The following is a 17,068-nucleotide window of genomic DNA, read 5'->3' as shown; positions in this document are numbered from 1 at the left end:
CAACCCCGTTTTTCGGATTTAAGCGGCAAAGACCGCCAGGAAAAGGCAGAGGAAGGCGATGGCAACCACACACCATGTGGTCGCTTTGATGAACCCGTTGAAGGTTTTGGTTTGGACGGTGATGTCCATTTCGCCGTGCTTGTGTTCAGCCATGATTGTCAGAATCCCAATTCGCGTGTTTGAGATGTTGGATAATCGAAAATCCCGGGCCTGTCACCACGTCATTCGCGCGCAGGGGTCAGGGGTGGAAACACCGAACATCCCGGATAGCCGAACCCCCAGCGCCACGGAAGCCCGGAACACGGAGCTCCGCCAAATCGGACGGCTGCGTGCATTGCCTCGGCGGTCACGGAGTGCGCTAGGCGAATCTGATCCGGCGTCATGTCATAGCGCTGTGCGTAGCCATCGGCGTGGTCTTCTCCGTGCTGTTTGACACAGGCGCGCAAGGCGCTGTCCGCTGCCACGCGGGCCGCGAAACTGTCCTCGGCCGTAAGCGCGCCACCGGCATTATGATAGGCGCGGTCATGGGTGACGCAGCATCCCTCCCACGGCGGGTGGGCTTCGTAGAGCGCGCTGAACTTGGGAAATGTATCCGCAACAAAACGCCAGCTTGCCGACAGGCCGCCCGAACAGCCATCTGTTTCAAACGGCGTCAAGGCGGCCTCGTCCAATTGCGCGGCCAAGGCGCGATGCGCGGGCATTTCGATGCTGCGCAGGACATCCTGCGAATGCGCAGGTGATGCGATCAGCCCCACCGCAAAAATCAGGTTACGGGCTGTCATCTCGCATCGCCTCTGTGTCTATTGACAGACCAAACGCGTAGGCCAGCCACAGCACCAACCGCTCACCCGGCCCCATTTCGGCACGTGCGCGCAGAACTTCGTTTGCCATAGCGGGGCGGTCTGTGATCAGCCCGTCCACGCCCATCGACGCCATCGCAGACATCTGCAGCGGATCATTGACCGTCCAGACATAGATGTCCTTGCCCGCCGCCTGAACCGAACGCACCAGCCCCGGCGTGGCCATCGCAGCATTTACAGCGACAAAATCCCCTTCAAGCCCTGACAGATCACCGATTGCGGTGGCCGCAAGAACCCCGGCGCGCCAGTCCGGGCGCAATTTCTTCATCTTTTGCACGGCCGGATACTTCAGCGACATCGTGGCGATGTCGTCCTGCATATCGAATTCCTCGACCAAGGCCGCCACGCGGTTTTCCAGATCAACGTCGTGACCATAGTATTTCAATTCGATGATGACCTTGGACTTGCCCTTGGCCGCCGCCAGCACGTCGCGCAGGGTCGGGGTGCGTTCTTCCGCGTATTCGGGGTCAAACCAACTGCCGATGTCGATCTCGGCCACCTCTTCCATGGTCACATCCCAAACCTTGGTGGGGACGCCCGCCAGTTTCATGAAATCGCTGTCATGAGCAACGATCACCACATCATCCGCAGTTTCCTGCACGTCGATCTCGACCCAGTCGGCGCCGTCCTCGATCGCCTTCAGGACAGCCGCCATCGTGTTTTCCGGCCGCAAGGCCGCGGCCCCGCGGTGGCCAATGACCTCGGCCCGGTCGGAGGCCTGTACCTGTTCCAACAGATGCTGACCAAACCACAGACCGATCAGCACCGCGACCACAGCGCCGCCGACTGCGGTGAACAACGGCACCCGCAGGCTGCCGGGTTCGGGGTGTGGAGGCTCATCCGTCCTGATTTCAAAGAACCTGTCCAGAACCACGGCCAATGCGCCCAGCGCGGTCGCTGCCAAAACCAGCCCCGCCAGCGACCATAACCCGGCAATCAAAAGGCTGTAGGTCAATGCCAGGCGCAGGTTCGAGCTGTCCTGAAGTGGCACGATGGCGAACAGCACCCCGGCAACCCATGCAATCAGCGTCGCAATCAGCAGCCGCACTATCAGCCACACCGCAAGTTCGATCTTTAGCTGCCCCCGTTTCCCTTCCATCCTTTCGGTGCTGAGGGCGAAGGTCTCAGCCGGGCGCACCTGTTCGAACAGAACCAGATGCAACGACAGCGCCCATCCCGACAATCTACGGATCAGAACCCAGGCCATGACCAGCAAAACAGCCCCGATCAGAACCACGGCCACCCAAAAAGAGGGCGGTTTGAAAGTCAGGTAATAGTTGATGTCATATTCCGTCAGTGTCCACCAAGCGATCAGGGCAGACATCGCAGCGAAGGGCAAAACCAACAGCAAGACCCGCAGAACAAACCGCACCGCGAAGCCAAACAGCGCTGGAAGGCTCGACAAAATCAGGCCGATGGCAGCGCTTCCTGCGCGCCATGGGTCAGATTCCCCCATCCGCAGCGATCCCGTCATGACAGAAAATACGAACACTTCGGCCAGCAGAAACAGGCTCAGAACGGCGACAGCGACCAAAAAACCGGCCGGAGATAGGACAAAGGCCGCGATGTCCTGATCCGTCAGCGCCGTCTGGCTGGACAGTGAAACTGCAAGGTTCGCGGCAATCGCCAGCCCCGGTGTGATAAGCGCGATCAAAAGCAGACGCACCACGAAATAGATCGGAACAAACACGCGGCGGCGCGCCCATGCGCCTTTGTAGGCATTTGTAACGGCTGAGAAACTTGTCACCTGACGCCCCCCTGAATGATCCCTTCATTCAAGGCCGCGCCGTCACGAATTGCAAGTCAGGCGATCAGCTTTCTTCCAGATTAGCCGCCAGCCGGAACCCGATGCGATTTGCGGGTTTGTCTTCGATCGATTTCGGCAGGGCGCGCAGCATCACGTTCAATTGGCTCACATGCTGCACAAGCTGGGTTCGCGCACCAGTCGCGTCCGAACCGTAGAAAGTGATGACATCGGGGTCAAAATACCCCATCCCTTCGATCCGCATTACACCCGCATCGCCGCCGGTAAAGCCCATCGCGATCTCGTGGTCGCTGTCCAATGTCTGCTCAAAGTTCTGGATGTACAGGATCAGACGCTCATAGGCCCATTGCGCAGGGCTTTTGGTTTCTACGGGCGTCTTCAACGGGTCGGGCAGGTCTTTTGCACCGGATTTCGCATCGGGGTTGGAATGAACCTCGTAACATCGGGGAAGGGCCGCGGATTCTGCTGCCTCGGCCGAGGTTTCGATCTTGTCCATACCTTTACCCTTTGCGCTGAAACTCCCACGCCCCGTCCGCGCGGAGCGTCCGGGTGACAGCACCAATGTGGTAAAGATGGTTGAGATGTGCAACCGACTCAACCAAAGCCAGCCCGTACTCACCCTCGGAAATCTTGCGTTTGAACAGCGGAAGGAAACAGTCGGCGGCGGTTCTGGGCGTGTCCAGATAGTCGCGCAGGCGATCCAGTGCACTGTGGTGGTTTTCGATCAACTGCTTCATCCGTAGTGGCAAACCGGTAAATGGCAGCTTATGCCCACCCAGCGCCAGTTGGTCAGGCCGGGCCAGACCTTGCAGACGCTCGCACGCCTCCAGCCATTCAGCGACCGGGTCCGCCATCGGTTCGGTGACAAAGACGCCAAGGTTGGGACTGATCGAACTGAGAATCTGATCACCCGTAATCACCAGATTGTCGTCGCGGCTCCAGAATGTGGCATGTTCGGGTGCGTGGCCATTGCCCATATGCACGACCCAGTCGCGACCACCCATGCGGATCACGCCATCCTGCTTGATCCGGGTAAAGCCCAACGGCATCGGATAAACCGTGTCGCAATAGTTAAAGGGCCGCTCGGTCAAGCGCTTGGCCAGAATGTCCGGCGCCATGCCAGCGCTGCGATAATAGTCCAGCGTTTCCTGCGGCCAGTTTTCCTGCACATCCAGCGTCAGCATTCGCGCGAACAACCAAGCCGTGCGGGTCGTGATCAGTTCCGCGCCGTGTTCGGATTGGAACCAACCTGCATTGCCGATGTGATCCGGATGATGGTGGGTGACCACCACGCGTTTGACCGGCTTACCCGCCAAGGGGCCAGCCATCAGGGTTTCCCAGATGGCACGGGTCTTATTCGACGAGAATCCGGTGTCGATCAGCGTCCATCCATCACCGTCATCCAACGCATAGACATTGACATGATCCAGCGCCATGGGCAGCGGTAACCGCATCCACAGAATACCTTCGGCGACCTCGATCGCTTGGCCCGTAGCCGGAGGCTCGGGCCATGGATAGCGGATCGCCAAAGAGGTATCGCCGTCCATCAGGCTGCCAGCTCGTCCACGCTGAGGGCGTAGACATCGTCCGCGCCGTTCTGCGCCTGCGCCAGAAGACCCGCGAATTCAGGCAGCAGCGCATTTACATAGTAGCGCGCCAGCTTAAAGCGGGGGCCTTCCGGTTCCGCCAGAGCCGCCTTGAGGTGATAATGCCCACCCAGAACACGCGCGAAGGCGTGCAGATAGGGCACCGCACCGGCGAAACGGGTATTCATGTCGGTCTGCGACACAAGCCATTCGGTAGCTTCACGCAGGCTCTCGGTGGCTTCCCAGACAGGTCCGGCCAATTCGGGCATAGTCGCGCGCGCTTTTTCTGCGTGATCTTCGATTTCGTCCAGAAGGCGGCTGGCGGCTTCGCCACCATCCATCATCTTGCGGGCAACAAGGTCCATGGCCTGAATGCCGTTGGTGCCTTCGTAGATCGCAGTCACACGGACGTCGCGGTAAAACTGTGCAGCTCCGGTTTCTTCGATGAAGCCCATGCCGCCATGCACCTGAACACCGGTTTCCGAGACACGCATACCGGTTTCGGTGCCAAACGCTTTGCAGATCGGGGTCAGCAACGCCGCACGCGCGCTCCAATCCGCGTCGCCAGTGGCATCGGCCATGTCGATCGCAGCCGCGTTTGCCAGCATGATCGAGCGCGCAGCAAAAGTGTCGGCCCGCATCGCCATCAACATCCGGCGCACATCCGCGTGGTCGATAATGGTCCCGGACGGTGTATTGCCTTGTTTCCGTTCCAAAGCATATTGCACCGCGTGCTGATAGGCACCTTCCGCAGCACCCACTCCCTGACCGCCAACGCCCAGGCGCGCGTTGTTCATCATGGTGAACATCGCGGCCATGCCGCCATGTTCCTTACCAACAAGCCAGCCCTTGGCACCGTCATACTGCATCACACAGGTCGGCGAACCATGCAGACCCATCTTGTGTTCCAGCGAGACCACTTTCAGGTCATTGGCCACACCGGGGTTTCCACTCTCGTCCGGCAGGTATTTTGGCACCAGGAACAATGAGATACCTTTTGTGCCCGGCACTCCATCGGGCAAACGCGCCAGAACCAGATGGCAGACGTTTTCGGCAAAATCGTTGTCACCCCACGAGATATAGATCTTCTGACCCGACACCGCATATGTGCCGTCGCCATTGGGTTCCGCTTTTGAAGTCAGCGCACCAACGTCCGATCCGGCCTGCGGTTCGGTCAGGTTCATGGTGCCCGACCATTCGCCTGCGATCATCTTGGGCAGGTACAACTCTTTCAACTCATCACTGGCGTGATGTTCCAGCGCCTCGATCTGGCCCTGTGTCATCAAAGGGGCCAGTTGCAGCGACAGACAAGTAGCAGCCATCATTTCGTTTACTGCTGTGGTCAAAGTCATCGGCAGGCCCATGCCACCATATTCGGGGTCCGCGCTCATCCCGATCCAACCGCCTTCGGCAATCGCTTTCCAGCCGTCCGCATAGCCCGGCGAGGTGCGCAGCACGCCGTTTTCCAGACGCGCGGGTTCCAGATCACCGGGGCGTTGAAGCGGTGCCATAATCTCTTCGCACATCTTCCCGGCCTCGGTCAGGATGGCGCTGACTACGTCCTCGCTGGCTTCCGCGAATTTTTCAGTCGCAGCGATCTGGTCAAACCCGATCGCGTTTCGTAGCAAAAATTCATAATCAGCGATTGGCGCGCGGTACGGCATGTCTTCCCTCGGAGTTGTTTCGTTCGGTTTAATATGGCGGGGTTGGAAATTCCACCGCCGACCTATATGCATCTGGGTTTGAACGATTACGTAGCTTTACCAATGTTACACGCAATCAAAACGCAGCGTCACCGCCAATGAGTCCTAACGGCACACGGGAATATACCGCGACCCCCAGCGGAATAGCGCAGGCTGCGGACCTGTTACGGCAGGGGCTGTTGGTCGCCTTTCCGACCGAAACGGTTTACGGGCTCGGCGGAGATGCCCGAAATGGCGAGGCCGTGGCCAGCATTTACGACGCCAAGGGACGCCCCAGTTTCAACCCGTTGATCGCGCATGTTGCGTCTGTCGAAGCCGCTCAGCGCTTTGTTGAATGGTCCGATCTGGCGGAAAAGCTGGCGCGAGCTTTTTGGCCCGGTCCGCTAACATTGGTGCTGCCCTTGCGCCCAGACCACGGCATCTCTTCTCTGGTGACCGCCGGGTTGGACACGCTGGCCGTGCGCGTTCCAGCGCATCCCACGGCACGCGCGCTGCTGGGTGCGTTTGACGGGCCAGTTGCGGCGCCTTCGGCCAACCCTTCGGGTCAGATCAGCCCGACCACGGCCGATCACGTGCGGGCCGGGCTGGACGGTCGCATCGCCGCCATTCTGGACGACGGGCCCTGTGGTGTGGGATTGGAATCCACCATCGTCGGGTTGGCTGGCGCCCCGGCCCTGCTCCGCCCCGGCGGAGTGGCGCTGGAACAGATCGAATCCGTTCTGAACACTCAACTGCATCTCCACCTGCCGGGGGACCCGTTGTCCGCGCCGGGGCAATTGCAGTCGCATTACGCCCCGGACGCACCTGTTCGGCTAAACGCCTGCGAAACGCAGGGCGACGAAGTTCTGCTGGGGTTTGGGGCGGTCGAATGCGATTTGAATCTGTCGCCGGACGGAAACCTGACCGAGGCGGCGGCCAATCTGTTTGCCGCGCTGCACAGCCTTAACGAGACAGGCCGGCCCATTGCGGTATCGCCGATCCCGGATCACGGTTTGGGTGTGGCTATCAATGACCGGCTCCGCCGTGCAGCCGCCCCGCGCGATAGCTGATCAGGCGCGCCCGGCGCTTGCCGACAAAGTCAGAGGGTCCACACCCAGCGTTGCAAGTGCAGCTTCCCATTTCTCATCATCGGGAACGTCGAACACAAGCCGCGACGACGCCTCGGTCGTCAGCCAACCGTTTCGGGCGATCTCATCCTCAAGCTGCCCCGGCCCCCAGCCAGAATAGCCCAGCGCCAGCGTGGAATTCAAAGGCCCCTTCCCCGAGGCAAGATCTTCAAGCACGTCCAAAGTGGCGGTCATGCTGAAATCGTCCGAGATTTTCATCGAATGCAGGTTCGCGTCGTAATCCGAACTGTGCAGCACAAATCCACGGGACATTTCGACCGGACCTCCGAAATGGACCAGCCGCTCGCCTATGATCGGGATCTCGCAGGCGATATTTAGCTGTTCAAGCAGGGCTTTGATCCGCAGGTCCGACGGTTTGTTCACAATCAGCCCCATGGCACCGTCTTCCCCGTGGCTGCACATATAGACCACCGAATGATCAAAGCGCGGATCCCCCATGCCGGGCATGGCAATCAACAGTTTTCCGGTCAGGTCCATAAAATGCCATCTCTTGCTGAGTACCCTTCAACAATGACCTTGGGGGACTTGGATTGGCAAGAGATCAACGCAGATTTCCGCGGATTTCATTCTGGTGACCGGAACGTGACTTGGATTCTGGCCCAACTCCGCGCATGTATTGGGTATGAAAGTAAACGGGACATTACCTGCGGTCGCATTGACCCTGAGCTTTTTGACATCCGGGCCAGCTTTGGCTCAGGTCACAGGGTCGGTGGTCGAACTGGACGTGCTGGATGGGGGCCGCACCGCGCAGGGCACCTATCTGGGGGCTATGCGTGTGACTTTGCAGGAAGGTTGGAAAACCTACTGGCGCGCGCCCGGAGATGCCGGAATTCCGCCTCAGTTTAACTGGAGCGGCTCGGACAATGTGGGCGATATATCCTTTACATGGCCCGCGCCCTCGGTCTTCGATCAGAACGGTTTGAAATCTATCGGATACCAGGATCAACTGGTTCTTCCCGTTGAAATCACACCGAAGAATGCCGCCAAACCCGTTCGCTTGCGGGGAACAATGGATTTGGGCGTCTGCAAGGATGTGTGCATCCCCGAGCAGTTGGGCTTTGATCATACGCTAAATGCCGATGCGGGTCGCAATCCCGCGATCGCTGCCGCGCTTGCACAACGCCCGTTTTCAGCGAAAGAGGCACGCGTGGCGCACACCAGTTGCCGTCTGACGCCCACGTCGGACGGAATGCAGATCGAGGCCCGCGTCACCATGCCCTCGGCCGGAGGGCGTGAGATCGCCGTGATCGAACCCGGCAACCCGATGCTGTGGGCCTCGCCCCCGGAAACGGAACGCCAGGGTGACACGCTGGTTGCCACGTCTGAGGTGATCAGCGAATCCGGCGGTGCCTTTGCGCTGGACCGATCCGAGATTCGGATTACCGTTTTAGGCGCAAGCCACGCGGTTGATATTCGGGGGTGCAGCGCAGGCTGACGGGCATGACGCAAACTCCTAAAATCGGCGCATTGGCCGTCGTCGTCCATAACGAACAGGTTCTGTTGGTCCAGCGCAGCAAACAGCCCGACGCGGGGCTTTGGGGTTTTCCCGGCGGCCACGTGGAATGGGGCGAAACCGTTTTGCAGGCCGCGCAACGGGAATTGCGCGAAGAAACCTCGGTCATTGCCGAGCCTTTGCGATATCTGGATAATCTGGACCTTCTTCGCCGGGACGCGCAAGGCGCAGTGCTGTCACATTACCTGCTGGTCGGTGTCGCCTGTGCATACCGCTCAGGAACCCCTATTGCCGCAGACGACGCGCAGGATGCGCGCTGGTTTCCCTTGGATCAAATCCGTCGCGGCGAGCTGGCCATGAGCGACCGAGTGCCTGATTTGCTGGAAACCGCGCTAAACCGCGATTAGGCTGGCCGCCCTTTCAGACGTACATACAGCAGGCTGGACAATGTGACGGAAAGCAGAAGGATCAGCACCGCCCCGGCAAAGAAGGCGCCAAGCCCCATCTGCAATACAGCGGGTCCATCCTCACCGGCATAAAGTCCCGACAGCGGTCCAAACGGTATGCCGGTCACGGCTGGCAGAACCATCGTCACGCCAAGCCACAGCAACATGACCAGCCCCGTCACAGCCAGCGCACCGCGCACGACGCGGTCCGGTGCCCGCAGCCCCCTGCGCATGGCAGTCATCGGGCGCGACAGGTCATTTAGAATGGCCAGCAGCGCAGGAACCAGCAGCAGAACCAGCAGCATCCCGAAGGCCAGCCCGTAGACCAGAGTAATAACCGTCGGCTTGAGGAATTGCGCCTGTTGCGATCCTTCATACAAAAGCGGCGTGAGCCCCAAAACAGTAGTCAGCGTCGTCAGCATCACCGGCCGCAAACGGTCTGCCGTTCCTTCAATGATCGAAGGCACAAGCCCACGCTCTTGTCGGTAAGCATCGATGGTCGTCACCAGAACAATCGAGTCGTTGATGATGATCCCAGTCATCCCCAACAACCCCACTACTGTGAACATGCTCAGCGGCACGTCCCAGACGTAGTGCCCCCAAATCGTTCCGACCAAGCCAAACGGTATGATCGCCATAACGACCAGAGGTCGCGTCCAACTGGCGAAGACCCAAGCCAAAACCAGATAAATCCCCGTCAGGCACAAAATCAGACCAGTCCGCGCCTCGGACAGGAATTCATCCTCCTGTTCACTCAGGCCTGCCATCGTCCATTCGACCTGGCGCTCCGAGGCGATGCCGGGCAAAATCTCTTCCTGCATCGCGCGGGCGATTTCGGCGGCCCGGGCGGGGTCATCCTCGGAAATGTCGCCATAGACCGAGACCACCCGCAAGCCGTTCTCGCGCCGCACGGTCGAGAACCCGGACTTTCGCTGTACGGACACGATATCGGCCAAGGGTACATAAACGCCGTCTGGCGTGCGCATCAGCGTTCGCTCAAGGAAGTCGGCGGTCAGTTCCCCCTCGGGAAGTTCCACGCGAATCTCGGCGCTTCGGGGACCATCGGGGAAGGTGGCGGCCTCAATACCGTTCAACCGGTCGCGCAGAACCCGACCCAGCGTTTCGATCCGGAAACCCAGCGCCTGCCCCTGCGCTGTGAGATCCAGTATGAACTCTTCCTTGTCATATGCCAGATTATCTTCAAGGGCCGAGACTTCGGGGTATTTCGAAAGTTCGGATTGCAGATCTTCAGACGCGGATTTGAGCGTATTTACGTCCGCGCCATAAAGCTGAACGTCAATCGCATCACCACCCGGACCGGACCGCCAGCCCCGGAAGCTGAGGATTTCCACCTTGGGATGGCGCGGAACAAAGTCCTGTAGCTCGCCCACAAATTCAAAGCTGGAATAAGGGCGCAGATCGGCGTCGATCAATTCAATCGAAATCCCGCCCAACAGGTCCGAATCCTTGCCATCCGCTGCCGACAGACCGCGCCCCGCGGTGCCGCCAACTTCGGCTAGCACATATTCGATGGGATTGCGCCCATGGCGTTCTTCGTAAATCTCGCCCAGTTCTTCGGCTGCGCGTTGGACCTGCTGCATCATTGCCAGCGTGTCGGCGCGGGTCGCGCCCTCGACCATGATGAAATTGCCTGTGATCGAGCCGCGCTCGGGCGCGTTGAAGAACCGCCAGTTCACGTCGCCCCGAATGAAAAGCGCGATCTGGCTGGCCAGAAATACGATCATGACCGCAACGACGACATACCGCGCCCAGATTGCCCATGCGATCAAGGGCCGGAACAAAGTGTCCCGGACCCAACGGAACCCCCGATTTACCACCCGGTTAGGCAAGTCATACCAATGTTCCTTGGCCGAATGCGCGATTGCGTGGGCCATGTGGTTGGGCAGGATCAGAAAACACTCGACAAGCGAGGCGATCAGGACCGCGATGACAGTAAAGGGGATATCGCGGATCAGCTCTCCGAACCGCCCGCCAATGGCAGTTAACCCGAAAAAGGCGATCACAGTTGTCAGGGTCGCGGCAAAGACAGGCATCGCCATGCGCCGCGCGGCGCGTTCGGCAGCGATCATGGGGGCCTCGCCCAGCCTTCGCGCCCGGAAATCCGCGTGTTCTCCAACAACAATCGCGTCATCGACAACGATGCCAAGCGTAATGATCAGGCCAAACAACGAGACCATGTTGATCGAAAGCCCGCCTATATACATGAAGGCGATGGCCGCAGACATGGCCACCGGAATACCCGCCGCAACCCAAAAGGCGATGCGCGCGTTCAGAAACAGGAACAGCAGGCAAACGACAAGCCCCAGCCCGACAAGCCCGTTGTCGATCAGAATATCCAGACGGTTGGTAATCGCCTGCGCCCGTGTGCGGATCAACTCAACCGTCACGCCTTCGGGCAGGCTAGCCTGCATCTCGGCAACCACATCTTCGACGGTATGCTGAATTTCAATGGCATCCCCGAGGTTCGAGCGGTCGACCCGCACGGACATGGCCGGGTTTTCGCCCACGTAATAGCTTCGATTCCGGTTGACGCCTTCCACCCGGATCACGGCGACATCGCCAATCAGAAGTTTTGAGCCGTCATCGAAATTGCGGAGTGGAATGCCTTCGATTTCCTCTGGCGTCCGCTTTTCGGTGCCGGTCCGAATGCGCGCATTGGCTCCGGTAACGTCACCCGCTGGATTCGCCGTTACTTCGGCAGCGATGGCCGAGGCGATCTCGGACAGGGTGATATCATTTGCAATAAGCTGCGCTGTCGGAACTTCGACCACGATACGAGGGGCCGCAAGGCCACGGATCGTCGTCCGCGTGACACCCACGGCGAACAGGCGGTTGATCAACTCATCGGTGAACTTGGCCAGATTGTCAGGCGCGACAGGTCCTGTGAGCACCACATCCGTAACTCGGTCGCGCCACCCGCCGCGGCGTATGGTCGGCTCGTCGGCGTCTTCCGGCAGGTTGGTCACACCGTCGACGGCGGTTCTGACATCCTCGACCGCGCGGGACATGTCCCAATTGGGCTCGAACTCCATCCGAATACTTGCCCGCCCCTCGCGCGAGGTGGTTTCGGTACTGGCCACCCCCTCGACCGCCAACAGCGCAGGTTCAAGAAGCTGAACGATGCCATTATCCACGTCTTCGGGACCGGCCCCGTCCCACGCGACGTTCACATCGACGCGCTCAAGAATGACATCAGGAAAAAACTGCGCGCGCATGTTCGGGATGGCCGCTGCCCCCAGAACAAGCATGACAAGCAGCAAAAGATTGGCGACCGTCCTGTGCCGGGTAAAGTAGCTGAGAACGCCGCCTGCCGCACCGGGTATGTCGCGCATCATCGGGCCTTACCCCCCTGCCCGATTTTCCAGACGCCGCACAAGTGACGCCGGCACTTTCGCTTCACGCAACTGCCCCAGAACGCGGTCCTTCACAGCATCCGGCATTCGATCACTGGCTTCGACCTGCGCCACCAACCGCGCGCGTTGTTCTTCGGTCAGCTCGACCATATCGGCCAATGCGCCTGCGTTGGCCTCGGCTCGCAGGGGTCGCACCCGGACACCCGCCCCCAGCAGGGGCGTTCTGCCGACCACAACCTCGCGGCCTTCCAGACCCTCACCGCGCAACAAGACCTCATCCCCCTGACGACGAACAAGCTGCACAGGCAGCGCCTCAAGCCGGTCTCCCTCGCCGAGTACCAATACCGTGCCGACCGCATCCAGAACGGACGAGGGCAGGCGCACGACGTTGTCCAACGGTTGTTCCTCGACAGTGACCGTCACGAAATCGCCGGGCTTGAACCCGGATGCATCGTCCAGACGGGCATAGATCAACCGCCCGGTCTGCCCTTCGCCCGCTGAACCACTGTCGCGGCTGATACGCCCTTGCGCCATCAGGTCGGTGCCTGTGACCTCGAGCGACACTGTGACAGGCGCGTTGATCAACCCGCCCTGTGCATCCAGCAGGCGTACATATTGCGCAGTCGAGACGCGGAACGCCACCTCCAGCGCATTCGGATCGACCAGTTCAGCCAGCTTTTCATTGGCGGACACCAAGCGCCCTTCAACCAGAGTCACATCCGTCAGCGTACCGCCAAACCGCGCCTTTACTGTCATGTCATCCAGATCGCGCTCGGCGGCCTCCAGTGCGATACGCGCCCGCGCCAGCAGGGTGGTCGCCTGATCCACGCGCGATTCCGCCTGCGCCAGTGCAATCCGCCGCGCCAGAACCGACTGTTGAGCAGATGCCTCGGCCAGTTCAGCCTCTTCCACGGCGGCCGGGGTTCCGACGCCCCGCGTCTGCAAGTCTTTCTGACGCTGCAAGGCACGACCGCGCAGGCCTGCCTGCGCCTCGGCTGAATTCAACTCGTCCTGCGCCAGCAGCAAGGACCGCTCGGCATCGCGTTCCTCGAACTGAGCGTCCAGAAGATCGGATTTCGCACGATCCAGTGCAGATTGCGCATCGGCGGGGTCAAGCTCGACCAACACTTCGCCTTGTGTCACCACGCCGCCATCCTCGAAATCTTCGGACAGCGACATCACACGCCCCCCTAAAGCGGCGCGTAGTTCCAGCCGCCTGCGGCTTTGCACTTCGCCGAAGGCCTCCAGATAGGGGATGACAGTCGTAAGCTCGGCTGGCTGGACGGAAACGGCAAACACACGTTCGCGCGCCTGCGGAGCCTCATCGTCGCGTGTCAGCACATCCTGAACAGCGCCCGAGATCATTTGAACAGCCACAAACAGCAGGGCCAGCGTCAGAAACGCCAGAAAAACACCGACAAGGCTCTGCCGTAGAAATCGCATTCACTTTTACCCCGGTTGCATCAGGCTGCCATTTGCAAAAGGTAGCCGGGCTGTCGAAATTGCCAAGCTACAAAGCACGTTAAACGCTTAAACGTGTGAACAGTTTACTTCCGTCGCAGATGTTCGTCCAATCTGGGCATTATTTCCACGAAATTGCATGGCCGGTGTCGGTAATCGAACTGTTTTTCCAAAATGCCGTCCCACGCATCCTTGCACGCGCCGGGGCTGCCGGGCAGCGCAAACAGATAGGTTCCTCCGGCCACGCCGCCGGTTGCGCGGGATTGCACCGCCGAAGTGCCGATTTTCTCCATCGACACTATGGTGAAAACGGTGCCAAACGCGTCGATTTCTTTCTCATAGACGTCGCGATGCGCCTCGACTGTTACATCGCGCCCGGTCAGTCCGGTACCACCGGTCGAAATCACGACGTCGATTTCCGGGTCCGCGACCCAATTCCGCAACTGCGCAGCAATCTCGGCACGCTCATCCCGGATGATCTTGCGGTCCGCGACTGTATGGCCAGCCCGTTCGATCCTGTCGACAAGCGTCTGGCCCGAGCGATCTTCCTCCAGCGCGCGCGTATCCGATACGGTCAAAACAGCGATCCGGACGGGGATGAAATCCAAGGTTTCGTCAATGCGCGACATTTAGCGTCAGGCCCTTTCCATGATGGCAAGTCGAATGGCAAGGGCCGTGAAAATACCGCCCGTCACCCATCCCATGATACGAGAGGCGCGCGGGTTCGAGATCAGCACTCGCCCCGCACCGCCTGCGAAAACCCCAACCAGCCCATTCACCACGAATCCGCCCAGCGCGATGATCACGCCCAAGATCAGGAATTGCGGCAGGATCGGACCGATGGCCGGGTTCACAAATTGCGGGATAAAGGCCAGCACGAACAGAATGACCTTGGGATTGGTCAGGTTCACAACCAGCCCGTCCCAAAACGCGTATCGCGTTGGTTTGGCGGGTTTGTCGTCCGAAACCGCCCCATACCGGATTGCACCCCAGGCCAGATACATCAGATAGGCCACGCCCATCCAGCGGATCACGTCGAACAACCACGGCAGGGTAGACACGGCAGCACCCAAGCCAAGCCCTGCCAGCAACACGTGAACCATCAGCCCCGCGGACACCCCCGCACTGGCGATCAGTGCAGGTTTCGCACCAGACCGCAGCCCCTGTCCGAAACAGAACATCATGTCGGCCCCCGGCGTAAAATTCAGCGCCATAGCCGCCGGTATGAATGCCAGCAACGTCACCGTTTCGATCATGAGGTCACCTCGAACCAGTTCACTTTAGGACCAAGATTGGCGATCTGCGTGCGTCCGATGGCGCCACGATAGCCCCAACTGTCATGGATATGGCCGTGCAAAGAGTATTGCGGCTGCAAGCGTTCTATCGCATCACGCACGGCAACCGACCCTACCGCATCGCCCATTGACGTCGTATCGCCATACCCTTTGGGCGGGGAATGCGTGATCAGGATATCGGCGGCGTCGCAACGCTCCAGCAACTCGGCGGCTTCCGATTCCGACAAGTCACAGGACCACTCACCAAACGGCGTGACGGGAACTCCGTACCCAAGGCCGAACAGACGCAGGCCATCCACAGTCATCCCCGACCCGTGTAGAACGTGGACACCCTCGGGCGCGGCATCCGTCAATTCGGCCGCGCTTTCGGCGTTTCCGGGGATCAGGACAAGAGGGGCGGAAATCTCTGACAGCATCGCCATCGCCTCATCCAGACCCTGTCGCATGTTGCAGTAATCACCCGCGCCGATCACCAGATCAGCCTCGGCGCTGGCCACGGCAATCTCGGCCGCGCGGTTGCGTGCCATATGCAGGTCTGAGAACGCGAGAATTCGCATCACTTACCCTCCAGCCAGGCTTTCAGTTCTAGCAAATCCGCCCATGCCTGCCGTTTCAACTGTGGCTGACGCAGCAGGTCTTCGGGCCGCAGCATCGGGATCACCGGCAGGTCAAACCCCTGATCCCACTTACCGCGCAGCCGGGTGATCCCGCGCTTGCCTAGCACAGCCTGACAACTGATGTTGCCCATGACGACCAGCACATCTGGTTTGGCCAGCGCCACATGGCGTTCCAGAAACGGCTGCATCATACCGATTTCCTGAGAATTCGGGTCGCGGTTTTGCGGCGGGCGCCAAGGAAGAACATTGGTGATATAGACGTTTTTGGACCGGTCCAGATCTATCGCGGCCAGCATCCGGTCCAGCAACTGGCCTGCTTTGCCCACGAAAGGCTTGCCCGCGCGGTCTTCTTCGCGGCCCGGCGCTTCGCCGACGATCATCACCCGCGCACCCGGTGTGCCATCGGCAAAGACCAATTGGCGCGCCCCGCGTTTGAGATCACAATGCTCGAACGCATCCATCGTGCCGCGCAACTGATCCAACGACCCTGCGCCGGCGGCTGCCGCCTTTGCCACGGCAACAGGATCCACCTGTTTCGGCTTTTCGGGCGCGGCTTGGGCTGCTGCAGGCTTTTTGGCCTTGGGCGCGGTATCGGGCAGCGCATAGCGATCCACCGGAACATCCCCGGTCGCTTCTGTTGCGCCCAGTTCGACCTGCCATTCCAGCAAAGCCCGCGCCGTGTGATAGTCCAAAGCCGATTCCATACCCCTCAATCTAACCACCTTTTGACCGAGGGAAAGCGAATAGCACTTGATCGGATGGCCCGTCCCGCTCAGCATTGTCTCATTCATGTTGGTCCTATTACGATTCCTTGCCATTGCACTGTTGCTGATCCCCCTCGGCGACCCCGGTTTCGCGCAGCTTCAAAACCGAGGCGGTCTGTATGACAGGAACACCTTTCCAAACCGGGGCGGCATCTATGAGCGGAACAATCAGTGCCCCGGTGGTCAGTTCAAATGCGGTGCGCGCTGCTGTTCCGGCGGGCAAAGATGCAGTTTCGACGGCCACTGTATTCCGATGGGCGGCACCTATTGCGGGGGTGGGCGCACATGTGGCCCGTTCGAGCGGTGCGTCGCAGGCGGCAGATGCGCACCACGAGGGGTAAACAAGTGCCGGTCGCGCCTTGACTGCCCCGGCGGCAGCTTTTGCAATACGCGGGGTGAGTGCGAGCGGACCACGCCCGATCTTCAACCGCTCCCTTCCTTAAAATGCGATGACGGACGGACCTGCGATTCGGGCTCCGCTTGCCTGCCCGGCGGTGGATGCTCGCGCCCGGGCTGGTTTTTCTGCGAAAAAACCGGGTCGCAATGCCGTCCCGGGTTCAAGTGTTCCAAGAATCAGGGCTGTGTCCCGGTCAAGGCGGTGGACTGCGGCTATGGCA

General features: G+C 60.1%; 17 protein-coding genes. 3 read left to right on the top strand and 14 right to left on the bottom strand.

The features are described from left to right. Positions 1-18 precede the first annotated feature (18 nt). From GOV87_RS10685 to GOV87_RS10660, 6 genes are all read right to left on the bottom strand, one after another. Positions 19-153 (bottom strand): aa3-type cytochrome c oxidase subunit IV, encoded by a 135-nt coding sequence (locus GOV87_RS10685; RefSeq protein WP_171122663.1) that lies wholly within the window; start codon positions 151-153, stop codon positions 19-21. Between the two features lie 68 nt (positions 154-221). Beyond that, on the bottom strand, positions 222-782 hold the full coding sequence (locus GOV87_RS10680) for a hypothetical protein (RefSeq protein ID WP_171211739.1): 561 nt from the start codon (positions 780-782) through the stop codon (positions 222-224). Continuing rightward, positions 769-2,607, bottom strand: coding sequence for a glycerophosphodiester phosphodiesterase (locus GOV87_RS10675; protein WP_171211738.1), 1,839 nt, complete (start codon positions 2,605-2,607; stop codon positions 769-771). The genes GOV87_RS10680 and GOV87_RS10675 overlap by 14 nt, the downstream gene beginning before the upstream one ends. A gap of 64 nt (positions 2,608-2,671) precedes the next feature. Then, a complete protein-coding gene (locus tag GOV87_RS10670) occupies positions 2,672-3,121 on the bottom strand; it encodes a DUF6173 family protein (protein WP_171211737.1) in 450 nt (149 codons plus the stop codon). Positions 3,122-3,125: 4 nt separating this feature from the next. Next, a complete protein-coding gene (locus GOV87_RS10665) occupies positions 3,126-4,172 on the bottom strand; it encodes an MBL fold metallo-hydrolase (protein WP_171211736.1) in 1,047 nt (348 codons plus the stop codon). Further along, entirely contained in the window at positions 4,172-5,875 is a 1,704-nt protein-coding gene (locus tag GOV87_RS10660) for an acyl-CoA dehydrogenase (RefSeq protein ID WP_171211735.1), read from the bottom strand. The genes GOV87_RS10665 and GOV87_RS10660 overlap by 1 nt, the downstream gene beginning before the upstream one ends. A gap of 137 nt (positions 5,876-6,012) precedes the next feature. Here GOV87_RS10660 and GOV87_RS10655 point away from each other — a divergent pair, with 137 nt between their 5' ends. After that, positions 6,013-6,963 carry an L-threonylcarbamoyladenylate synthase gene (locus tag GOV87_RS10655; RefSeq protein ID WP_171211734.1) on the top strand — a complete coding sequence of 317 codons (951 nt, stop codon included), beginning with the start codon at positions 6,013-6,015 and terminating at the stop codon, positions 6,961-6,963. Here GOV87_RS10655 and GOV87_RS10650 read toward each other — a convergent pair whose 3' ends face one another. Then, entirely contained in the window at positions 6,964-7,518 is a 555-nt protein-coding gene (locus GOV87_RS10650) for a YqgE/AlgH family protein (RefSeq protein ID WP_171124358.1), read from the bottom strand. A 145-nt stretch (positions 7,519-7,663) separates the two neighbouring features. On the opposite strand from GOV87_RS10650, the gene GOV87_RS10645 reads away from it, so the two are divergent. Both GOV87_RS10645 and GOV87_RS10640 read left to right on the top strand, forming a co-directional pair. Beyond that, a complete protein-coding gene (locus tag GOV87_RS10645) occupies positions 7,664-8,476 on the top strand; it encodes a protein-disulfide reductase DsbD domain-containing protein (protein ID WP_171211733.1) in 813 nt (270 codons plus the stop codon). Between the two features lie 5 nt (positions 8,477-8,481). Further along, positions 8,482-8,901, top strand: a complete 420-nt coding sequence (locus GOV87_RS10640) for an NUDIX hydrolase (RefSeq protein WP_171211732.1) — start codon at positions 8,482-8,484, stop codon at positions 8,899-8,901. Here the strand turns inward: GOV87_RS10640 and GOV87_RS10635 are convergent. From GOV87_RS10635 to GOV87_RS10605, 7 genes are all read right to left on the bottom strand, one after another. After that, the gene (locus GOV87_RS10635; RefSeq protein ID WP_171211731.1) at positions 8,898-12,296 is read right to left on the bottom strand and encodes an efflux RND transporter permease subunit; all 3,399 of its coding nucleotides are present in this window, start codon (positions 12,294-12,296) and stop codon (positions 8,898-8,900) included. The genes GOV87_RS10640 and GOV87_RS10635 overlap by 4 nt on opposite strands. 6 nt (positions 12,297-12,302) lie before the next feature. Then, entirely contained in the window at positions 12,303-13,757 is a 1,455-nt protein-coding gene (locus GOV87_RS10630; protein ID WP_171211730.1) for an efflux RND transporter periplasmic adaptor subunit, read from the bottom strand. 104 nt (positions 13,758-13,861) lie between these two features. Next, on the bottom strand, positions 13,862-14,404 hold the full coding sequence (moaB, locus tag GOV87_RS10625) for a molybdenum cofactor biosynthesis protein B (protein ID WP_171211729.1): 543 nt from the start codon (positions 14,402-14,404) through the stop codon (positions 13,862-13,864). A gap of 6 nt (positions 14,405-14,410) precedes the next feature. Then, positions 14,411-15,031 (bottom strand): LysE family translocator, encoded by a 621-nt coding sequence (locus GOV87_RS10620; protein WP_171211728.1) that lies wholly within the window; start codon positions 15,029-15,031, stop codon positions 14,411-14,413. Beyond that, on the bottom strand, positions 15,028-15,627 hold the full coding sequence (locus GOV87_RS10615; RefSeq protein WP_171211858.1) for a metallophosphoesterase: 600 nt from the start codon (positions 15,625-15,627) through the stop codon (positions 15,028-15,030). The genes GOV87_RS10620 and GOV87_RS10615 overlap by 4 nt, the downstream gene beginning before the upstream one ends. Further along, positions 15,627-16,391: a uracil-DNA glycosylase family protein gene (locus GOV87_RS10610; RefSeq protein ID WP_171211857.1), complete on the bottom strand. Its 765-nt coding sequence runs from the start codon at positions 16,389-16,391 to the stop codon at positions 15,627-15,629. Before GOV87_RS10610 ends, GOV87_RS10615 begins: the two co-directional genes overlap by 1 nt. 97 nt (positions 16,392-16,488) lie before the next feature. After that, entirely contained in the window at positions 16,489-16,878 is a 390-nt protein-coding gene (locus tag GOV87_RS10605; RefSeq protein WP_171124343.1) for a hypothetical protein, read from the bottom strand. Between the last annotated feature and the right edge of the window lie 190 nt (positions 16,879-17,068).

This window comes from Ruegeria sp. HKCCA5426 (assembly GCF_013034585.1).
Taxonomy (GTDB): Bacteria; Pseudomonadota; Alphaproteobacteria; order Rhodobacterales; family Rhodobacteraceae; genus Ruegeria.
This window is presented reverse-complemented; position numbering and strand designations above follow the sequence as displayed.